This window comes from Celerinatantimonas marina, from assembly GCF_046054165.1.
Classification (GTDB): Bacteria; Pseudomonadota; Gammaproteobacteria; order Enterobacterales; family Celerinatantimonadaceae; genus Celerinatantimonas.
On the sequence record NZ_JBFNXK010000010.1, the window covers coordinates 1 to 21,333 of the forward strand.

General features: G+C 48.0%; 17 protein-coding genes. 10 read left to right on the forward strand and 7 right to left on the reverse strand.

The window, feature by feature from the left end; genetic code table 11:
• Positions 1–3,782, reverse strand: a 3,782-nt coding sequence (locus tag ABUE20_RS11805) for a DUF6531 domain-containing protein (RefSeq protein ID WP_408620135.1), incomplete at its 3' end; no start/stop codon positions are given.
• A 257-nt stretch (positions 3,783–4,039) separates the two neighbouring features.
• The gene (gene pepT, locus ABUE20_RS11810) at positions 4,040–5,266 is read right to left on the reverse strand and encodes a peptidase T (protein WP_408620136.1); all 1,227 of its coding nucleotides are present in this window, start codon (positions 5,264–5,266) and stop codon (positions 4,040–4,042) included.
• A 269-nt stretch (positions 5,267–5,535) separates the two neighbouring features.
• Here pepT and ABUE20_RS11815 point away from each other — a divergent pair, with 269 nt between their 5' ends.
• Positions 5,536–6,438 carry an SDR family NAD(P)-dependent oxidoreductase gene (locus ABUE20_RS11815; RefSeq protein WP_408620137.1) on the forward strand — a complete coding sequence of 301 codons (903 nt, stop codon included), beginning with the start codon at positions 5,536–5,538 and terminating at the stop codon, positions 6,436–6,438.
• On the opposite strand, the gene ABUE20_RS11820 is transcribed toward ABUE20_RS11815, so the two are convergent.
• Complete coding sequence (locus ABUE20_RS11820) at positions 6,435–6,992, reverse strand: RBBP9/YdeN family alpha/beta hydrolase (protein ID WP_408620138.1); 558 nt, start codon at positions 6,990–6,992, stop codon at positions 6,435–6,437. The genes ABUE20_RS11815 and ABUE20_RS11820 overlap by 4 nt on opposite strands.
• Before the next feature lie 343 nt (positions 6,993–7,335).
• On the opposite strand from ABUE20_RS11820, the gene ABUE20_RS11825 reads away from it, so the two are divergent.
• A complete protein-coding gene (locus ABUE20_RS11825) occupies positions 7,336–7,848 on the forward strand; it encodes a cytochrome b/b6 domain-containing protein (protein WP_408620139.1) in 513 nt (170 codons plus the stop codon).
• 12 nt (positions 7,849–7,860) lie between these two features.
• Here ABUE20_RS11825 and ABUE20_RS11830 read toward each other — a convergent pair whose 3' ends face one another.
• Together ABUE20_RS11830 and ABUE20_RS11835 are read right to left on the reverse strand one after the other, a co-directional pair.
• A complete protein-coding gene (locus ABUE20_RS11830; RefSeq protein ID WP_408620140.1) occupies positions 7,861–8,664 on the reverse strand; it encodes a PhzF family phenazine biosynthesis protein in 804 nt (267 codons plus the stop codon).
• 661 nt (positions 8,665–9,325) lie between these two features.
• Positions 9,326–10,921 (reverse strand): ABC-F family ATPase, encoded by a 1,596-nt coding sequence (locus ABUE20_RS11835; RefSeq protein WP_408620141.1) that lies wholly within the window; start codon positions 10,919–10,921, stop codon positions 9,326–9,328.
• A gap of 547 nt (positions 10,922–11,468) precedes the next feature.
• Between ABUE20_RS11835 and ABUE20_RS11840 the strand changes: the two genes are divergently transcribed.
• Positions 11,469–11,798, forward strand: a complete 330-nt coding sequence (locus ABUE20_RS11840; RefSeq protein WP_408620142.1) for a hypothetical protein — start codon at positions 11,469–11,471, stop codon at positions 11,796–11,798.
• 235 nt (positions 11,799–12,033) lie between these two features.
• On the opposite strand, the gene ABUE20_RS11845 is transcribed toward ABUE20_RS11840, so the two are convergent.
• Together ABUE20_RS11845 and ABUE20_RS11850 are read right to left on the reverse strand one after the other, a co-directional pair.
• Positions 12,034–12,177: a hypothetical protein gene (locus ABUE20_RS11845; protein ID WP_408620143.1), complete on the reverse strand. Its 144-nt coding sequence runs from the start codon at positions 12,175–12,177 to the stop codon at positions 12,034–12,036.
• 174 nt (positions 12,178–12,351) lie between these two features.
• Entirely contained in the window at positions 12,352–13,230 is an 879-nt protein-coding gene (locus ABUE20_RS11850) for a LysR family transcriptional regulator (protein ID WP_408620144.1), read from the reverse strand.
• 101 nt (positions 13,231–13,331) lie between these two features.
• Here ABUE20_RS11850 and ABUE20_RS11855 point away from each other — a divergent pair, with 101 nt between their 5' ends.
• From ABUE20_RS11855 to ABUE20_RS11885, 7 genes are all read left to right on the forward strand, one after another.
• Positions 13,332–14,294, forward strand: coding sequence for an agmatinase (locus ABUE20_RS11855; protein WP_408620145.1), 963 nt, complete (start codon positions 13,332–13,334; stop codon positions 14,292–14,294).
• Positions 14,295–14,327: 33 nt separating this feature from the next.
• The gene (locus ABUE20_RS11860) at positions 14,328–15,059 is read left to right on the forward strand and encodes a transporter substrate-binding domain-containing protein (RefSeq protein WP_408620146.1); all 732 of its coding nucleotides are present in this window, start codon (positions 14,328–14,330) and stop codon (positions 15,057–15,059) included.
• 9 nt (positions 15,060–15,068) lie between these two features.
• Positions 15,069–15,740, forward strand: coding sequence for an amino acid ABC transporter permease (locus ABUE20_RS11865; protein ID WP_408620147.1), 672 nt, complete (start codon positions 15,069–15,071; stop codon positions 15,738–15,740).
• Entirely contained in the window at positions 15,737–16,483 is a 747-nt protein-coding gene (locus tag ABUE20_RS11870) for an amino acid ABC transporter ATP-binding protein (protein WP_408620148.1), read from the forward strand. Before ABUE20_RS11865 ends, ABUE20_RS11870 begins: the two co-directional genes overlap by 4 nt.
• A 13-nt stretch (positions 16,484–16,496) precedes the next feature.
• Positions 16,497–16,742, forward strand: coding sequence for a hypothetical protein (locus tag ABUE20_RS11875; protein WP_408620149.1), 246 nt, complete (start codon positions 16,497–16,499; stop codon positions 16,740–16,742).
• Positions 16,743–16,920: 178 nt separating this feature from the next.
• Positions 16,921–20,262: a hybrid sensor histidine kinase/response regulator gene (locus tag ABUE20_RS11880; RefSeq protein WP_408620150.1), complete on the forward strand. Its 3,342-nt coding sequence runs from the start codon at positions 16,921–16,923 to the stop codon at positions 20,260–20,262.
• Positions 20,259–21,152: a response regulator gene (locus ABUE20_RS11885; RefSeq protein WP_408620151.1), complete on the forward strand. Its 894-nt coding sequence runs from the start codon at positions 20,259–20,261 to the stop codon at positions 21,150–21,152. The genes ABUE20_RS11880 and ABUE20_RS11885 overlap by 4 nt, the downstream gene beginning before the upstream one ends.
• Positions 21,153–21,333 lie beyond the last annotated feature (181 nt).

Genomic DNA, 21,333 nt, shown 5'->3' on the forward strand with positions numbered 1-21,333 from the left:
TTTTTGGCCTCTATTTTTTCAACCAGTCGGCCGCACTCATCGTACTGGTATTGATTATTCCGAAGTTTTAGAACCCGACCGGCTCGGTCATATTCGGTTTTATGGACCTTCAATCGTTCGTCAGTAAGGCTGATAATGTTGTCGGTGGTATGCGCTTTAGCATTCAGGTTCAGTTCGCTATCGTAACCAAACAGGGTGCGTTGCAACTGCTGGTTATCGTTGCGATCTTGGCGGCGAACTTCACTAATTTGGCCATTTGGGGTCAGTGTAAATTGCTGGTTCCCCCAGTACGGGTCATCAATCCCAATCAGTTGATCGAGATTATCATAGTGATAATTGCGCAAGGTCAGCTTATCGTCGACGCGCTCTGGATGATCATGCTGAAATCCGAGCTTCTGGCTTTGCAGCAATCCTGTCGGGCTCCATTGCTGATGCAAAGCAAAGCCTTGGCCGTTATCTCGATACTGTTCAAAGCCCTCTGGGGTATACGCGAAGTTCAGTGGATCATGCTCACCCAGTTTGAGCTGGCTCAGTTGGCCTTGCTGGTAACTGAGCTGGCGAGCGGTAATAGCGCCGCTGAGTTGGCTGCGGATCCCGCTTTCATCGTAATCCGAGGTGAGCGCTTCGCCGTTAACTATTTCCTGCACCACTTGCCCAGCAGCGTTATATACAAACTCAACTTTGGCGTCGTCGTTCTCAGCGCTGATGAGTCGCCCGGCGGCATCGTAGCGGTAATCACTGGCGGAAAGGAGTTCATCCTCTGCGTTACGGTGTTCAATACCAATCACTTGGCCCAGTGCATCATATTGGAATAGTCGGCGAATACCATCCGGTTTGATATGTTCGCGCACTCGCCCCGCTTCATCGTAATGATAGAGTTCTTTGCGACCATCGTAATGTTGCTCACTCACGAGCTGCCCAGAGGGGTTAAAGTCAAACTGCCAGCTGTTTTTCTGGCTGTTGGTGACACCGGCAAATTCGGCTTCGGGGTTGTAGTGGTAACGGGTGCTGGCCCCCATCGGATCAACGCTACGGAGCAGTCGATCAAATGGGCCATATTGATACTGGTGGCGATTGCCCGCGGCATCAATAATGGTGGTCAGGTTGCCTTCGACATCATATTCAAACTGGGTGCTACTGCCATCTTCATAAACCACCCGCTCCGGCTGGCTCTGATGCTGGTCGTAAAACCAACGGCGCTGGGTCTGGTTGCTGGCTCGGCGCTCGATCAATCGATATTGTTGATCGTAGATAAATTCATAGCTCAGCCCCACCTGCGGTTTAACTGCCGCTAATAAGCCATATGGGTTGTATTGATAGGCGGTGGTGACACCATCGGGTGCGGTAGATTGCGTCCGCTGCCCCTGATCATCATAGTCATAGTGCCACTGTCGCCCTAACGGATCGGTGACCTGAGTGAGTTCACCTTGGACGTTGTAATCATAGTGCCACTGGCTACCGAGGGGATCGGTATAGAGGATGGGCCGTCCCCAGTCATCATACTCATAGTGATGAACACTGCCGTCCGGAAGTTTAGCCTCCGTCATATTGCCCCAGTCGTCATAGATGTATTCAGTGGTGGCGCCGGTGGGATCAGTTACTGCAATGAGGTTATCCAGTTCCCATTGCTGCTCGGTGCGGTGACCATCTGGGTCAACGATGGCGATGAGGTGATTTTGTTCGTCGCGATGATATTCACTCACACCACCAAAGGCACTGGTGTAATAAGTAATATTGGCATCGTTATCATAGCTGATTTTATCGTTCCAGAAGTGACCACTACAGCGAGTGGCAATGGCGCGCCCCTGTTCATCGTAGTCGTGTTCTACCCAAGTGTAGGCCAGATCTTGCCAACGTTTCAGGTAACCTTGCGGGGTATATTGATAATCAAAATTACAGCCTTCACCCGCTCGGACTTTAATCAAGCGCCCCTGTTTATCGTAGTGATAGGAAGCCAGCGGTTTGATCAACTGCCGTTCGGGAGTCAGCAACGCAAGCGCGGTGATCCGGTTGTGATCGGTGCTCACTTGGATCAAGTTATTGTCGGCTAAAACCACCCATTTCAGGGTTCCCAACTCGTAGAGGAAGGTCACTTGATGGCCATAGCTATCGGTGATGGCTGTTAATCGAACCGTTGAGCCTAATGCATAGCCAAAGTGATAACGCACCCCACTTTTGTGGTAGAGCACAAAATCTTGGTTATTACGAAACAGTCGCCATTGCGGCTGCAATGCGGAGCGGGTCGCTTCCCCTTCGGCCATCGGGATGGGGAAAATAGCAGTGGTATAGTCTTTATCGACAAAGGTGACGGTATCATCCGTCATCTCTAAACAAACGTCCCAGCTACTGCGCCAAGCCCGCCCCATTAATCCGATATCACGCCGTCCACAAGAGTGAAAATAACGCTCGTGATTTAGTGACAGGTAACCCGGCAAGATGAAGTCCTGACGGGATTCAAATACCTTCCCGGTATTCATATCAACCGGTTCGCCATTTTTACAAACTTTCTGGGTATTGGCCGTTGCGTTTTCGGCTTCGCTGGCTTGGCCCCCTATCTCTTTTTCAGTTTGATGCGGATCAACTTTCCCGGCATCCACATCTTCCGGTCGTTTTGCGCTTTCCCGTTTAGGCTTACCAGTTTTCACAGTCAGAACTTTGGGAATAAATTCTTCAATTTTCGAATTAATCCAAGTTTCAAGTTGCGTCAGCTTTTCATTAAGTTTTTGGATCACTTTAATCAGTGATTCAAAAACCCCATGCACTAAGCGCAACAACCAACTATCCGAATTTTTCAGCGTCTGTGAGAGTCCATGAATAATTGATTCCAATAACTCGGAAGCTTTTTGAATATAACTCGACAGATGCCCAGCAAACGAGGACAAGAATTTCACCACATTCCCGTTCGAAAGGCTTCGGATCATTTTAATTCCAAGTTGAACTGCCGCTTTATCCGATGCTTTTAACGCCTTAAGTACGGATTGACCGGTCGTTTTTAACGCATCCCCCAGTCCCGGAATAAACCCAACGAGGATCAGTGCTCCATTGGCCCAATGCCAAGCATCATCTTTGCCCTCGTAGGTTTCCCAGCACCAATCTCCAAGGAAATAAAGATCCATCGCCTGACCGACCACAGGAACACAACCCAAAATAACCTGACACATCAGTAATACGGCTTCATTACTTTTGGTATGTCCGGCCACCTCGGCCGCGAGCGATGAATGAATTTTATGAACCGCCTTACGCTGCTCAAGAGGCCCCGAATTGATCTGCCGATACAACTGCCAAAAACGCTGATAAGCAGGTTGATACTGGTCGGGAATTGATTTAAACCAAGCACTATCGACATCAATATGGCTATCTGAACTGTCATCCGCGTCGTAAGTTAAAAGCTCCTGACGATTTAAGATCGTGTATAGGGAGAAATATTCCCCAGCGACAGCGGCGTATTTGGGGTCAACTTGTAACGACGGGTTATTCACCAACGTTAGCTGTGGGGAAAATTCATCACTGCCCTCACCCAGCATCAACTTATAGCTACCGCAGCCCATCTGGTCGACTTTACATAACCCGTTTTTATCGGTTTTAGCTTCAACCTTGGTATCGGTACTATCAATCAGTTCTAAGTTGGCATCGGCAATCGGCTGACCGTCATCGTAGTGATAGCGAATAAAAAGCTGGCAGTTACATGCTTTGCAGCCACCATGTTTGACATTATCCGTAGTGAAGTTTTGTTTGGCCGCTTCGGCACTGGACATTAAATCGACTTTAGCCTGCTTACTCATGCCTAGCTGCATCCTTCTGTGCTGGACTCGCATCCGTTAAGGTGCTGATAAATTCATAAACAAAGGGATAATCAATCTTTATGCCAGAATGAGGGTGTTTATAACTTAATAATTAATAAGTATTTTTTTAAAGACTGTTAAGAGAAGTATTACGTCTGAGCAACTTCTTGCCCAGATCGAGCAAAAAGTTGCCCAGCGGGCCAAAAGTTGCCCGGAGTTTCAAAATCAGCCAATCAGCAAGGTGAACTTAACCACCATCAGATCTTTTCGGCCGTTTTTTCAGCAATTTTAACAATCAGTTGTACGGCTTGTTGCATCCCTTGTACCGTAATACATTCATGAATACCATGAAAATTGTACCCTCCGGTAAACAGATTCGGACAAGGCAACCCCATATAAGATAACCGAGCCCCATCGGTTCCCCCTCGAATGGGCTGTTCAATCGGCTCAATATCCAACGCCTGCATAGCCTGCTTCACCAAGGTAATAATTTCAGGATGGGGCGCAATTTGTTCACGCATATTGAAATAGCTATCACTGATTTCAACCGCTACCGAACCTTTACGCAGTTGTGAATTCAGCTTTTCAGCCTGCTGATGCATAAACGTTTTACGACGCGCCATCGCCTCTAAATCAAAATCACGCAAAATATAGTGCAGTTCACAGCGAGCAATCCCCGATTTTATCGATACTAAATGATAAAAACCTTCACGACCTTCAGTGGCTTCCGGCGTTTCATCTTCAGGCATTGTCACCTGAAATTTAGCTGCAATATTCATCGCATTGACCAGTGTATTCTTTGCGGTTCCGGGGTGAACACTCACCCCATGACAAATAACTTTTGCGCTACTGGCATTAAAGTTTTCCCACTCCAGTTCCCCCACAGGCCCACCATCTACGGTATACGCCCACTGCGCCCCAAATTTTTCGACATCAAAATGATCCGCACCGCGACCAATCTCTTCATCGGGCGTGAAACCAATACATATATCGCCATGCCCGATTTCGGGATGTTGGATCAAATACTCTATCGCGGTGATAATCTCAGCCACTCCGGCTTTATTATCAGCGCCTAATAATGTCGTGCCATCGGTGGTAATGACATCATCACCAATCAACTGGTTTAAAAATGGATACTGAGCCGGATCCAGCTGCTCCCCGCAAGTTCCCAGAGTGATCATTCCACCCTGATAATCATGAACGATCTGAGCTCTCACATTTTGGCCAGATTCATCCGGAGCCGTATCCATATGCGCAATAAAACCGATAGCAGGCACGGCATGGCTCACATTACCGATGAGTTTTGCCATCAGATAACCTCGCTCATCGAGCGTTACATCACTTAAACCCAGTGCCGTGAGTTCCGAGTATAATTGCCGAGCCAACTGCAATTGGCCCGGAGTACTAGGGCTATATCCACTTTCACTATCCGACTGTGTATTGATCGCCACATAACTTAAAAAACGTTCTACTAATTTTTGCATCAGAATTCACTTCTATATCATTCATGTCGACCGAACGAATAGATAGACTCCCGTTCAGGCCGCTGATTAAAAAACAGTTTATGGCTATTATCGTAACCGCTTCTGGCTCATTTATCCTCACAAACGGCCATCCAAACAATGGTTTTGTCATAATGATTGACGCTAAAAATCATTGGAATCAAAATTCGGCCATTGTCGCCTGTGTTGTTTTTTGCTACCAATAGGATAAAAATTAATCACCTGCTGATGATCTTAAGAGGATGTTTTTGATGACTGAATTTTCAAGACGCCGTTTTTTAAAGTACAGCTCAGCATTTATGGCAACCACCGCCATGTCGGCAGTTATTCCATTCCGCTCTGCACGAGCAGCCAGCTGGGATCGATTGCGGGCCTCAGGAACCGGCAAGCGTGTTTTTATTACTGGCTCAACCTCGGGCATCGGTTTAGTCGCTGCGGAGCAACTCATTCAGCAAGGGCATCGCGTGGTGGCCCATGCCCGCAACCCCCAACGAGCCCGCGAACTAAAAACAGCCTTAGCCGGTGCTGAACATATCGTTATTGGCGATCTTTCAAATATGCAGCAGATAAAAGAGATGGCTAAAGAATTAAACCAACTAGGTCACTTTGATGCTGTCATTCAAAATGCTGGGACTTATGCGAGTGGTTCTCGTGAAGCGGTTGCGGGTAACATCCCCTATATTTTCATGGTGAATACCCTCGCTCCCTATATGTTGACTGCTTTAATGGAGCGTCCCGAACGCATTATTTTTGTCAGTTCCAGTTATCATCGCGGCGCTAACATTGATATCACCGACATCACCTGGAACCGGCGGCCCTGGAGCGGTTATCAGGCTTATGGCTGTTCAAAGTTCTATGATGCCTTATTAGCCAATACTCTGGCCCGTTACTGGCCCGAGCGTTTCATTAACACTATTCGTCCCGGTTGGGTTCCAACTCATATGGGAGGAGCTGGTGCTCCAGATGACTTAGAAGATGGGGCTTTTACTCAAAGCTGGCTCGCCGTATCTGATGAACCAGCCGCTCACGTTAGTGGTAAATTTTTCTTTCATATGCAAGAAGAACGAGCAGACCCTCGTTTATCTGATCCACAGTTACAAGATCAATTTATTCGGGCCTGTGAATCACTCACTCAGTTACAGCTACCCAGCTAGCGGCTTTTAAGGACACTCATTTCGCTAAAACTCTCAATTAATGTCTCGCATTGGAGCCAATCCCCGTACCCACTGTCGGCATTCACATGTCCGGCTTTTTCCAACACCACCAGCGGACATCCCCAGACCTCAGCAATCGCATGGCTTTTGTCCAGACTCATATGCGGATCATCATCACTGCAAACCATAACGGCTTTAAACGGTAACATCGACACAGGAAGTGGCCGCTGAACTTTGATTTCATCCATTGCATAAGGAGAATCCACATCAGCAGGGGCGACCAGTAAAGAGCCTTCAATACGCCGGCTTACCGGATGCAATTCCGCCCACTGAGCAATCGCTATGGCACCACAGCTATGCCCGACTAAAATAATTTTTCCGGAAATTTGTTTTAACGTGTTATCAATACTTTCAATCCACTCTTCCCGAACCGGAGAAAACCAATCCCGTTGCTGCACACGAACAACATTGACATATTTACGTTCTAAAAAAGACTGCCAGTGTAGGCTGGAAGAATCACCAAATCCGGGGACCAATACTACCGTTATATCCATTTTTTATTCCTTGGGACATAAAAAGGCCAGACAAGATAACGGCCTATTCATTAACGTTCCAATTTTACCGAAATTAGTGGCATTGATCGAAAAAAACTCGCCAAAATCCCAAAAAATCTATCTCACTCTGGTTAGCGGAGAATCGGCAATCCGCCGATCAATCTTGACGACTCTTACGCCATGATCACAAAAGCGAATAAATTATTCGATGACTTAAGCATTCCTTAAGTTCTATTCGCTAATCTAATGATGTCACTACAATAATCCTTGCATGAGCTTTCGTATTTAATTGGCCCGGCAGGATACATACGAGCTGACCGATATTATCAGAGGCTAAAAAACTATGAATAAAATTTATGTATGGGACTGGTTTGTACGTCTGACGCACTGGATAGTCGCTATCCTGTTTCTGGCAAACTACTTTGTATTACCCAAAGGAAGCGAACCTCATCAAATTGCAGGCTACATCGTGATTGGAGCGGTAGTTCTACGATTACTCTGGGGATTAGTGACTCACTCCCCGGCCCGATTATCCGAATTTAAACCCTCCATTCCCAAAGCATTGGATCATATCCGTTCAGTTATTGCTACCGGAGAGGACGATCATGTCGGACATAATCCCGCAGGTGCTATCATGATCTGGGCCATGTGGGCATTAATTCTGATCACAGCTTTTACCGGTTGGGGAACCCAACTTGATGCGTTTATACATGCTAAATGGCTACGAGAAACGCATGAAATATTTGCCAATATCACCATGCTGGCTGTCGCCGTACATATTTCGGCAATTGTGGTCATGACCCGACTCACCCATCGTTCTTATGTAAAAGGCATGTGGTTTCAGCGAAAACAATAGAAAACAACGGCACTAAAAAGAAAGCGTGCCTTTAAACATGGTTACGGCGGTACCACTGATGCGAATGCGTCCCCGGGCCAAACGCTCGACATCCACAAAACCGCCTCGGCTAGAAGCCTGATATCCTCGCAAACGAGTTCTAGCTAATTTTTGGCACCAGTAGCTGGCTAATGCGCAATGAGCCGATCCCGTTACGGGATCTTCATTCACACCAACCCAAGGGGCAAAATAACGAGAAACAAAATCAGCGGACAAGTAATTTGAATTAGCCGTCACAATGACGCCTCGCCCCGGCCCTTGTTTGAGCAAATCAAAATTAGGCGTCATTTCAATAATCGTTTCCATATTATCAATGACAATCAAGTCCTTATTGCCATCAAACTGTAGCCATACCAATATCTGAGATGGTTGGAGTCCCAGTGCATTTAACAACAACTGATTGTATTGATGGATCCGTTTTAATTTAGGTTCAGGAAAATTCATATTCAGCATCTGGCCTTGTACATGTACTGAAAGCATTCCCGATAAGGTGTTAAATTTAACCTGCTGCTCATCATGAATAAATGCTAATTCTCTTAATACGTGCGCAGTTGCCAAGGTTGCATGGCCACACAGTTCCACCTCAACCAAGGGTGTAAACCAGCGTAAATACATATTATCGAGTGTTAAAAAGGCAGTTTCAGAAATAGCAAGTTCTTTAGCAATGGATAACATCAAGCTACTTTCTAGCGGTTCTTGGGTAATACAAACACCCGCTGGATTCCCTTTAAAGGGTAACGAAGTAAAAGCATCAATCTGGTAAATATCTAATTGCATTCAACTCGTCCTTTTGAATCATTACTTTTATTAATCAGCTATCATGCCGAATCCCATTTGAGCCTATAATTCATTCTTTATAATTAATATTCACTACGATATTGTTCAATCAATCCATGCCTAAATATCTTTATCAATAATTTTAGTGCGGGTATAACGTGACACTAGATACCCCGTAAATACGAGTTATTATTTATATAGTAAATATTTTTAAGTTAAATAAAATGATGATACACGCAATTATTCTTAAGGATATACATATCAAACACTAAATAATGATTAACAGCATCGGCTCAAACAAAAGATTAAAAAGATCCAAAGCTGCTCTTTGAATATGGCACAACCAAACTAATGGAAATTGATCTAAAACAATTTGTCCCCCCACTTCGTGCGTGTATTCATCATACCAATACACTCCATATTGGAAACAACTGATTGGGGCCCACCCCGAGAAGGCAGGTTACTTCCATTATTGATAACACTACCAACATCATAAAATTCGCAGAAAACATCCGCAACAAGCTTGCCACCCGTCATACAGTCGATGGTCAATTAACACTGATAAAAACACAGCTTCCAATCACAGGCCCGCAACCGAATCTGTGGAAATAAAAAACCCGGCGATGTAGCCGGGTTTAGCTTGGCGAAACAAACAGAACCGTTAGCCGATCAGTCCCTGTTTAGCTAGATATTCATCATAGCTGCCGTGGAAATCGTTGACACCATCTTTAGTGATCTCAATGATGCGAGTGGCAATCGAGGAAACAAACTGACGATCATGGGAAACAAACATCAAGGTCCCTTTGTAGTTTTCCAGTGCCAGGTTCAATGCTTCAATCGATTCCATATCCATGTGGTTGGTTGGCTCATCCATCAGCAGAATGTTAGGCTGTTGCATAATCAGCTTACCGAATAACATTCGGCCTTGTTCGCCCCCGGAGATCACTTTCACCGATTTTTTAATCTCATTTTGTGAAAACAGCATCCGCCCTAAAATACTGCGCACCGTTTGCTCGTCATCGCCTTCTTTTTTCCACTGCGCCATCCAGTCCAGAAGATTCATATCTTCACTGAATTCATGCGCATGATCCTGTGCATAAAAACCGATATTGTTATTTTCCGACCATTTGATCTCACCCACCATCGGCGTCATCACACCCGCTAAGGTGTTCAACATGGTCGATTTACCAATGCCGTTTTCACCGATAATCGCAATGCGCTCACCAACTTCAACCATTAAATTCACATCATCAAATAGGATATTGTCGCCATAGCCTTGTTTTAAACCGGTGACTTCCAATGCATTACGGAACAGTTCTTTTTCTTGATCAAAGCGAATAAAGGGCGACTGCCGGCTGGAAGGCTTAACCTCTTCAAGCTGAATTTTATCCAGCAATTTCTGGCGTGATGTCGCCTGTTTGGCTTTGGATGCGTTTGCCGAGAAACGGCTCACGAAGGTTCTAAGCTCCGCAATCTGGGCTTTTTTCTTGGCATTATCCGCCTGCAAACGGTCACGTGCTTGCTCGGCGGCAATCATGTACTCATCGTAGTTACCGTGGAACAACCGCAGCTCACCATAGTCTAAATCGGCCATGTGGGTGCAAACAGTATTTAAAAAATGACGGTCATGGGAAATGATAATCATCGTACAGTTACGTGCCTGCAAAATTTGCTCAAGCCAGGCGATGGTGTGCATATCCAAGTTGTTGGTCGGTTCGTCGAGCAGCATAAAATCAGGTTCTGCAAACAGCACCTGCGCCAGCAAAACTCGCAGTTTTAGCCCCGGTGCAATCTCACTCATCAGGCCAAAATGCTGCACTTCAGGGATCCCTAACCCCAGCAACAGTTCACCGGCACGCGCTTCGGCCGAATAACCATCCATTTCGGCGAATTGTACTTCCAAATCGCCAACGCGCATCCCATCTTCATCGGACATTTCAGGCAGCGAATAGATCCGATCGCGTTCCTCTTTTACCTGCCACAGTTCTTTGTGGCCCATGATCACCGTATCGATCACGGTGAATTGCTCAAATGCAAACTGATCCTGACCTAATTTAGCCATTCGCTCATTCGGATCGGTGGCCACGCTGCCTGCAGACGGTTCCAGCTCACCACTTAAAATTTTCATAAAAGTGGATTTACCGCAGCCATTGGCGCCGATTAAACCATAGCGATTCCCATTACCGAATTTAATCGAGATGTTTTCAAACAATGGCTTAGCGCCAAATTGCATGGTGATATTTGCAGTTGTTAGCACAAGAGACTTCCAGATTGGATGGTGAACATAAATAAAGCCAGCCATCAGCCAACTTTTCGAATCGGCGATTCTAACAGGTTTTATCCGCCATATCAGTCTCTATTATGGCTGATCACGGCGAGATGATAGCAACCTTCCGGATACAACGCGGACGCTCGAGTTTCGCGGCCCTGTGGCCCCGGCATCCGCTGCGCTACAGCCGGGCTACCCGTGTATATCCCGTGTATCCCGCAAATCGTAGCCCGGATGCAATATCATGGAATCCGGGGCTATTCGGGCACCGTGACCATCTTTAACCCTGTTACCCCGGCATTCGCTGCGCTGCTGCCGGGCTACCCAAATGCCGGATATTATCGCCCTATAAACCGTGAATTGTCGCCCGGATGAAATGACATGGAATCCGGGGCTATTCAGGCACCGTGACCACTTTTAACCCTGTGGTCCCGGCATCCGCTGCGCTACTACCGGGCTACCCGTGTATATCCCATATATCCCGCAAATCGTAGCCCGGATGGAATAGCATGGAATCCGGGGCTATTCGAGCACCGTGACCATTTTAATCCTGTTACCCCGGCATCCGCTGCGCTACAGCCGGGCTACCCGTGTATATCCCGTGTATCCCGCAAATCGTAGCCCGGATGCAATATCATGGAATCCGGGACTGTTCGGCACCATGACCATCTTTAGCTCTGTGGCCCCGGCATCCGCTGCGCTACAGCCGGGCTACCCATGTATATCCCGAATATCCCGTGTATCCCGCAAACGTAGCCCGGATGGAATAGCATGGAATCCGGGGCTATTCGGGCACCGTGACCATTTTTTAACCCTGTGGCTCCGGCTACCCAAACGCCGGATATTATCGCCTTATGCACCGTGAATCGTAGCCCGGATGCAATACCATGGAATCCGGGGCTATTCGGGCACCATGACCATCTTTAGCTCTGTTGCCCCGGCATCCGCTGCGCTACAGCCGGGCTACCCAAACGCCGCATATTATCGCCTTATACACCGCAAATCGTAGCCCGGATGCAATACCATGCAATCCGGGGCTATTCGGGCACCGTGACCATCTTTAGCTCTGTGACCCCGGCATTCGCTGCGCTACAGCCGGGCTACCCGTGTATATCCCGTGTATCCCGCAAATCGTAGCCCGGATGGAATACCATGCAATCCGGGGCTATTCGGGCACCATGGCCACTTTTAACCTGTGGCCCCGGCATCCGCTGCGCTACAGCCGGGCTACCCAAATGCCGCATATTATCGCCCTATACACCGTGAATCGTAGCCCGGATGGAATACCATGGAATCCGGGGCTATTCGGGCACCGTGACCATCTTTAGCTCTGTTGCCCCGGCATTCGCTGCGCTGCTGCCGGGCTACCCAAACGCCGGATATTATCACCCTATAAATCGTTAATTCTAAAATCGCACCTACTCTGCATGGTACTGATCTAACAACTCTAACAAGGCGCTGGCTGCCGGTGATATATTGCGTTTCGGATGAGTAATGGCATAGTGCTTAATATGGTAGATAGGCAACTCTTGACACTGTTTAAATGGGATCACCTGTTGCAACTCTCGCATATACGCAATCGGTAAAATTCCAATATATAATCCCGTCGAAACCAGTGTTGCCACCGCCTCAATTCCACTGGCTTCAGGTCCGCGCTGAAATCCAAAATCAGCCAATGCTCGATGCACAAAAGCCTGATTTCGATAAACCAAGGGGCGCTGCAATGGTTTTAAATCATGATGCAAGTCACAATAACAAAAACCACATTCTTCCTGAAACAACGGTAAATAGTTCAAACTCTCGACAAGATCATCATCCAGTACCCCCCGAATCACAATATCCAATTGATGGCTATGTAGATTCTGCATCAGCTCATTGGAAGTCATTGTCGCGACCGACAAATCAGCATCGGGTGCCAATCGTAAAAATTCAGAAAGAGCCTGAGATATTCGTGAATGCCGGTTGCTTAGCAGATTATCCGTAATACCTAGCTGCACTTTGCCACTAATCACACCACTGAGCGCATCCACTTCAGCGTGAATACGCTCCAGTGCCAATAAGACTGGCCGGGTAAATTCAATGGCTTTTTCACCGGCCGCCGTCAACGAAAAACCTTGTGGCCCTCGAAAACAGAGCCGGGTGCCTAAATTTTCTTCAACCTCTTTGATATGACGACTTATCGTCGCTTTGGTCATATTCAAAGTCGATTCCGCCGCCGAAATTCCTTCTGCATGAGCGACTTCCATAAGGATCCGCAGGCTACGAAGATCTTTCTCAGTCAGTGTATGAAGAGGCATAGTTGCAGTTTCCGTAACCTTAGTTGCAAATAAACATGATTGTTTAATACCTTATAGCTCAATACAATCAAATTTATCAATTATTTTTGTGAAAGAAATCTATGTCAAAACCACTCACAGTGCCGCCACAAACCAATCATAAGTCGATGCTATTTTCGGAATTAGCCTTGGATCTGGATAATCTGGTTGCAGATATTGCCATCTTGGGAGTGCCCTTCGGCAGCCCTTATACTCCTAAAGATTACAATAACGATCAAAGCAACGCGCCCACAGCTATCCGGCAGGCTTCTGATCGAGTGATCCGTTCTCCTGAACGCTATGACTATGATATCGAAGGACCGTTGCTACAACACCGTGACGATATTCGTTTTGTCGACTGCGGCGATGTTCCCTCCGATCTTTACAATCCGGAGATTCACTATCAACGCACCGTCAGTGCCGTCAAAAAAATTCTCAAAGCCGGGGCGCTGCCTTTGATTTTAGGAGGCGACCATGGGATCACGAATCCAGTGATTGAGGCTTATGCAGATGAAGAACCTTTTTATCTAGTACATGTTGATGCCCATCTGGACTGGCGTGATGAAGTCAACGGTGTTAAAACTGGCCTGTCGAGTCCAATTCGACGTGCTTCAGAAAAGCCTTATATTAAAGGCATTTATCAGGTTGGTATGCGTTCATCGGGGAGTGCTCGTCAACAAGAAGTCGACGATGCAGCCGCTTATGGATCGCATGTCATGACCTCCTATGAATTGCATAAAGTCGGCATGGAAAGCTTTTTAGCTCAGATCCCGGATGGTGCCCGCTACTATTTGACGATCGATGCTGATGGACTTGACCCAACCATCATGCCTGCCGTTTTAGGGCCTGCACCGGGCGGTGTGGACTACATACAGATCCGGGAGTTAATCCACGGACTGATCCATAAAGGTCGCTTGATTGGGATGGATATTGTGGAGATCACTCCAGCCAAAGATATCAATCAAATGTCTTGCTTAGTAGCAGGACGACTGATCCTGAATGTCATTGGAGCAACCATTAAAGCCGGTTATTACGATGAGAAATAACCCATAGGGAATTATCAGACAAGAGGTCTATATATGAACTTATATCATAAAATTATACTTTCAGGTGCCGCCGCACTGTTGTCACTGCACGCGTTAGCCGCTGAGCCAATCCGGGCGGCCCTCGACCCGACTTATCCGCCGATGGAATATATGCAGGATGGGCAACGCACCGGTTTTGATATTGATCTGGCCAAAGCCTTGCAGCAAAAAATGGGACGCGAAATTGTCTATACCGATATGGACTTTAAAGCGATGATCCCATCGATTATCGCAGGTCGTCAGGATATCGTGTTATCCGCCATCTATATCACGCCAGCCCGTAAAAAAGTGGTCGACTTTACCAACTCCTATTTTTCAGCCGGGCTGGTGGCATTGGTCCGAAAAGACAGCGACATCCATAAATTAAGCGATTTAAACGATAAAACTGTCGCGGTACAAGTCGGCACGAAATCCGTCGCCTATCTACGCGAACACTTTCCAAAAATCAAACGGATGGAAGTCGAAACCAACGAAAGTATGTTTAATGCACTTGCCAGCAAACGTGCTGCAGCAGTGATCACCGGTCGTCCCGCCGCCTTACTCTATGCGAAAAAAACGGGTCACAGTCGCGTACTGGATGAAATGGTCTCGCATGAAGAATATGGAATTGTGGTTAGCAAAAAAGAACCGGAGCTCACAGCCGCTCTAAACAAAGCACTGGATGAACTCAAAGCAGACGGAACCTACAGCAAAATAGTTGCTAAATGGTTCGGTAGCGATAAATAGGTTCTTGATATGCCGGAATTTGATTTTTCACCCGTATTTGCCGGATGGGAAGACTTGCTACATGGCACAGGAGTGACGATTGAAGTCACTCTCTGTTCCCTGATCCTCAGTTGCATTTTCGGGATTATCTTAGGCTTAGGCCGACTTGATCCGAAAAAACGGATTCGCTATACCCTCGCGAATACTTACGTGATTATCATCCGCGGCACCCCGCTGCTGGTTCAGCTCTTCATTTTGTTTTTCGGCCTCCCCTATTTCAATATTATGCTCCCGGCCTTTTTCTGTGGAGTCATCGGGATGGGGTGTTATTCCGCGTCCTATGTTTCAGAAATTGTCCGCGGCGCTATTTTGTCCGTCGATAACGGTCAGATGGAAGCGGCTCGCTCAATGGGCATGCCGCACTCGCAGGCGATGCGGATCGTGATCCTGCCCCAGGCACTGGTACGGATGGTGCCACCACTGGCCAATGAGTTTATCGCGCTCACTAAAAATTCCGCCCTGATTTCACTAGTGACGATCAACGATGTAATGCATGAAGGGCAAAAAATTATCAGTGTCTCCTATCGTTCACTGGAAGTTTATATTGCGATTGCCGGCATCTATCTGGTGTTAACCACCACCATCATGTTTGCCCTGCGCAAATTAGAAAACCGCTTACGAGCTGGGGGGATGGTGCAATGAATCCACCCTTAATCTCCATTCAGGATCTCCATAAATCATATGGCGATTTAGATGTACTTAAAGGCATTAGCCTTAACGTCGCTCGCGGAGAAGTCGTCGTTGTCATCGGGGCCAGTGGCTCGGGGAAAAGCACATTTTTACGCTGCTGCAACGGTTTAGAAGCAGCCCAACACGGCAGTATTCGGATCTGCGGTCAATGGCTGTTAAAAGACGGGCAAGATCTCTGTGATAAAGCACTCAATGAATTACGCCGTCAGGTTGGCATGGTTTTCCAGTCATTTAACCTGTTTCCGCATATGTCGATTCTCAGTAACGTCGCTGTAGGCCCGCGTAAAATTTTAAGGTATTCCAAGAGTGAATCCGAGGCCATGGCCATGCAGTTACTAGAAAAAGTCGGTCTGGTCGATAAAGCCCACAACTATCCGGGGAGCTTATCCGGCGGCCAAAAACAGCGGGTTGCCATTGCGCGAGCACTGTCGATGCAACCGGAAGTCATGCTATTTGATGAACCGACTTCAGCACTCGATCCACAGCTGGTGGGCGAGGTGCTACGCGTCATGAAAAATTTAGCACAAGAAGGCATGACCATGATGGTGGTCACTCATGAAATGTCTTTTGCCCGAGAAGTCGCCGATACCTTAGTGGTCATGGCCGAGGGCAAAATTGTTGAATCCGGGCCGGCTCGGGCGATTTTTGATAACCCGCAGCATGAGAGCACACAATTGTTGCTCCAGACCCTTTAGGAATTTCCGAACCATGATGAACATGAAAGGAGAAAATCGGTTAAACCGGGCATTTACGGGGATACCCACATTTTTAAAATCCAATAACGCGCCACGACTCAAACAACTAAACGCAAAGATGGCCGTTTTTGGCGTTCCCTTCGATGAGGGACTCCGTATCTGCCCGGTATCCATGTTGCGGTGGTCAGACCACCACCCCGGCACTCATTTCGCTGCTACCGGGCGACAGCGTATATCTCCACTATTAATCGCCGGATGAAATGAGACCCGGGATAAATATTGGCGAAACCACTAATGCGGGAAACACCGCCACTATTGAGCGATCAGATTTTAGTTCTTACCCTCTTATAGCTACCGCTCAAAGATGGTATTAATACATATCTGTCGATAATCAAAACGATTGCTTTCTCGCACTGATACAGCAAGGATGTTCGTTCGTGCCCGCCTATCAAAAAATTTTTAAGGTCCGCCGCCGCTATAATCAGTGGGTGGCCAACCAAACATTAGAAGATTACGCACTGCGTTATACTGCCAAAAAATACAGTGCGATGTCTACGCTTAAAGTCGGTCAAACGGCACTGGGGGCGACGGCTTTTTTAGCCTTAGAAGGCTTAGCGGCAACCGTCACCCTATTATGTGGTTTCACCAACACCATCAGTGCCATGTTGGTGGTTTGTAGCATTTTTTTCATCACCGGTCTGCCGATTAGTTATTACAGTGCCAAACATGGTCTGGATATCGATTTACTGACCCGTGGCGCCGGTTTCGGCTATTTGGGCTCGACCCTTACCTCGCTGATTTATGCCTCATTCACCTTTATCTTTTTTGCTATTGAATCGGCCATTTTAGCCTCGGCGTTACACGCATTACTGCATATTCCGCTAGCGCTGGCCTATTTGATCTGTGCGCTAGTCGTGATCCCGATAGTGATCCACGGTATTACCGCCATCAGCCGTTTTCAGGCGGCTAGCCAATGGATCTGGCTGACGCTGCAAATCATGGCGCTAGCGATTGTGATCGGTTACGAATACCCCAACTTACATGATTGGACTCAATACCCGGCCCCCGGCGAATCTATCGACCATTTTGATCTGATGCGCTTTGGCATCGCCGCCTCGGTGTTTTTTGCGATGGTGGCGCAGATCGGCGAACAAGTCGACTATCTGCGATTTTTACCGCCCAAAACGGATCAAAACCGCAAACGCTGGTGGTTCTGGCTCATTCTCACCGGTCCCGGATGGGTATTTGTCGGTGCCATAAAAATGCTACTCGGCTCCTTCTTGGCCTATTTGGCCATTACGCAGGGCGTCTCGGGGGAACAAGCTTCAGACCCCACTTACATGTATCAGGTAATCTTCACCACTTTAAGCCACTCACCGCAATGGGGACTGATTTTAGCGGCAGTGATGGTAATCGTCTCGCAGATGAAAATTAACGTGACCAACGCCTATGCGGGTTCCATTGCCTGGTCCAACTTTTTCTCACGCGTCACCCATAACCATCCGGGGCGCGTCGTCTGGTTAATCTTTAATGTCTCACTCGCCTTGCTGCTGATGGAGTTCGGGATCTATCACGCCCTCGAAGCCATTTTGGGGGTGTTTGCCATCATTGCCCTGAGCTGGCTCTCCTGCGTAGCCGCCGATCTCATGATCAATAAACCGCTCGGGCTCAGCCCAGCCAAGATCGAGTTTAAACGCGCCCACCTCTACGATATTAATCCGGTCGGTTGCGGTGCGATGGCCGTCGCCACTTTCGCGGGAATGCTCTGCTATCTGGGATTTTTTGGCGAAGTGGCCAAAAGCCTCTGTGACTTCATCAGCCTGTTGTGTTGCTTTATCTGCGTGCCATTATTTGCCTGGCTGACCCGAGGTAAATATTATCTGGCCCGGGAACCCAATGATGCACAGATCAATCCTGAGCAAGCACACACCGTCCAATGCGGGATCTGTGAAAATCATTTTGAACCGGAAGATATGAGCTACTGCCCAGCCTATGGCGTGCCAATCTGCTCACTGTGCTGCTCACTGGATGCCCGCTGTTTAGATAGCTGCAAACCGCATGCCCGCATCGGCCGACAAACTCTCAATGTGCTGCGCCATCTGCTACCACGACGCTATATCCGCAAACTGCGCTCGCGATTAGCACGCTTTATCAGCTGCGTACTGGCCGTTAATATCGTCAACGCTGCCATTCTCTATCTGGTGTTTCGCCAGTTTGACAGCCCGATTGCGGCCCAAAGCCAACTGCTACAACAAGCGCTCTGGTCGCTATTCTTTATCATTTTGATCTGCTCCGGGGTGATTTCATGGGTCTTACTGCTCGCCCATGAAAGCCGCTTGGTCGCACAGTTAGAATCCAATCGCCAGACCCGCAAGTTGTTGCGTGAAATCGATGCCCACCAGCAAACCGACCGAATGTTGCAAGAGGCCAAAGAGCAGGCAGAAAAAGCCAACGCCGCTAAAAGTCGTTATTTAAGCGGCATCAGCCACGAACTGCGCACCCCGCTGCAATCGATCATCGGCTATGCACAGCTGCTAGCCATGCAACCCCAACTAGCTGAAAAAACCCGCCAGGGCCTGACTATCATCAACCGCAGCAGCCGCTATCTGACTGACTTAATCGACGGTCTGCTTGATATCTCGCGAATTGAGGCCGGCAAACTAGAACTGGCACGTAACGAACTGGATTTAGCCGAACTGATCCACGAGCTATCCGAGATGTTCAGCCTGCAAGCGGGACAGAAATCATTGCAGTTTAACTGTCACATCCATCATCGTCTGCCACAAACCGTGGTGACCGATACCAAACGACTGCGGCAAATTTTAATTAATCTGCTCAGCAATGCGGTGAAATATACCCCGAGCGGTTCGGTTAACTTTGAGATCTTTTATCGCAATCAGGTCGCCGAATTTGTAATTACCGACACTGGCCCCGGCATTCCAAGCGATCAACGCCAGCGCCTGTTCATGCCGTTTGAACGCAGCGATGATGTGCAAAATATCCCCGGCACCGGTTTAGGACTGACCATCGTCAAGCTGCTCACCGAAATTATGGGGGGCGACATCCATCTGGACAGTAGTGACCAAGGCAGCGCCTTTCATGTCAGCTTGATGTTGCCATGGGTGTTACATTCGACCCAAACGAAACCCGTAAATCGCACCATCACCGGCGTTCAAAACGGCTCCCCATCGATATTGATGGTGGATGATGACCGGCAGTTTACCCAGCTTTTTAAAGATTACTTTTCTTCGCTGGGATTGACGATCCACTGTGCCGCCAGCAGTGAACAGGCCCGACAAATCTGTGCCCGGCAGCAGTTTGACCTCTATCTGCTCGATATCAATATGCCCGGTGAAAACGGTTTGTCGCTTGCCAAATGGCTAAGAGAGCAGCCGCTGACCGCGCCCATTTTAATGCTCTCAGCCAACGCCGCCGAACAATTTAAAAGCGCGCCACATCAAGATTACAATGTTTTTTTAGCCAAACCGATTACCTTAGATGCGCTGCGCAGCCACATTGGCGAAGCACTCCATCTACAATGGCGTTATGATGAACCCGTCGCGACACCCGTAACAGCGATCCCGCTGGTCGATGCGGCGCTCTTATCCCAGTTCCATCGCTTTGCCCAAATTGGCTATAAAAAAGGGGTTAGCCAAATTCTCACCCAACTGGCCAATCCACCGCAGCTCACCGCTGCGCAACAAGCCGAACTGGAACGACTCAATGAGCACTGTCAATTTGCCGCGATGGTGACCTATCTGGAGCAGCTCAGAACATGACTTTTAATAACGAGACGATTTTAGTGGTCGACGATGCCGCGGATACGCTCTCTTTTATCAACGATACCCTCGAACAGGCCGGTATGGATGTGTTGGTCGCCCTCGAAGGCAAACAAGCGCTGATGATCGCTTCACAGATCCGTCCGGATATGATCCTGCTGGATGCAATGATGCCGCAGATGGATGGCTTTGCCACCTGTCAGGCGCTCAAAGCCGACCCGAAACTGGCCGATATTCCGGTGATTTTTATGACCGGCCTATCACAAACTGAAGATATCATTCGCGGCTTAGAAGTGGGTGGGGTTGACTATCTCACCAAACCAATAGAACCGGCCGAACTACTAGCGCGCATGCGTGTTCATCTCGACAACGCCAAACGTGCCGCCCAAGCCCAAACCGCCTTAGATGCCACCGGCCAGCAGCTCGTCACCGTCAACCGTTTAGGCCGGATCACTTGGGCAACGACCCAAGCGCAAGCAAGCCTCACATCGATATTAGACGATGCCACAACGCTTAACGCCTTCGCTGCCCAGCTCATCGCCTGGCAAGCGCAAAATCCGCATATCGGCAGCAGCTTCAACTGGCCTGAATGCGATTTAAGCTTTGATTATCAAGGCTTAACCAATCAAGGCGATATGCTGCTGCGCGTCGAAGATAAAAGCCAGGAACAAGGCGCCCCGAAACTACGCCAGCGCTTAGCAGGGATTACCGAGCGCGAATCCGAAGTGCTTTACTGGCTCGCCAACGGCAAAACCAACCGCGAAATCGCCCTGATTTTATCCGTGAGCCCGCGCACCGTGAATAAACATCTTGAAATGTTATTCCCAAAATTAGGCGTCGAAAACCGTACTGCCGCGGCAGCCATTGCACTGAAAATATTGGCGTATTAAGGACTTATCACAACGACCTATGATGAATCACTATAAGGTTTGGATTGTCATCAGTTTCGCCAGCTTATTATCAGCCGCCGATAACTGGATCGCATCGCTATTACTGCCCAATATTGCTCACAGCTACAGCTTTCAGGACCCAAAACGCTGAGGGGATAAACCACACCTCAACGACTACTAG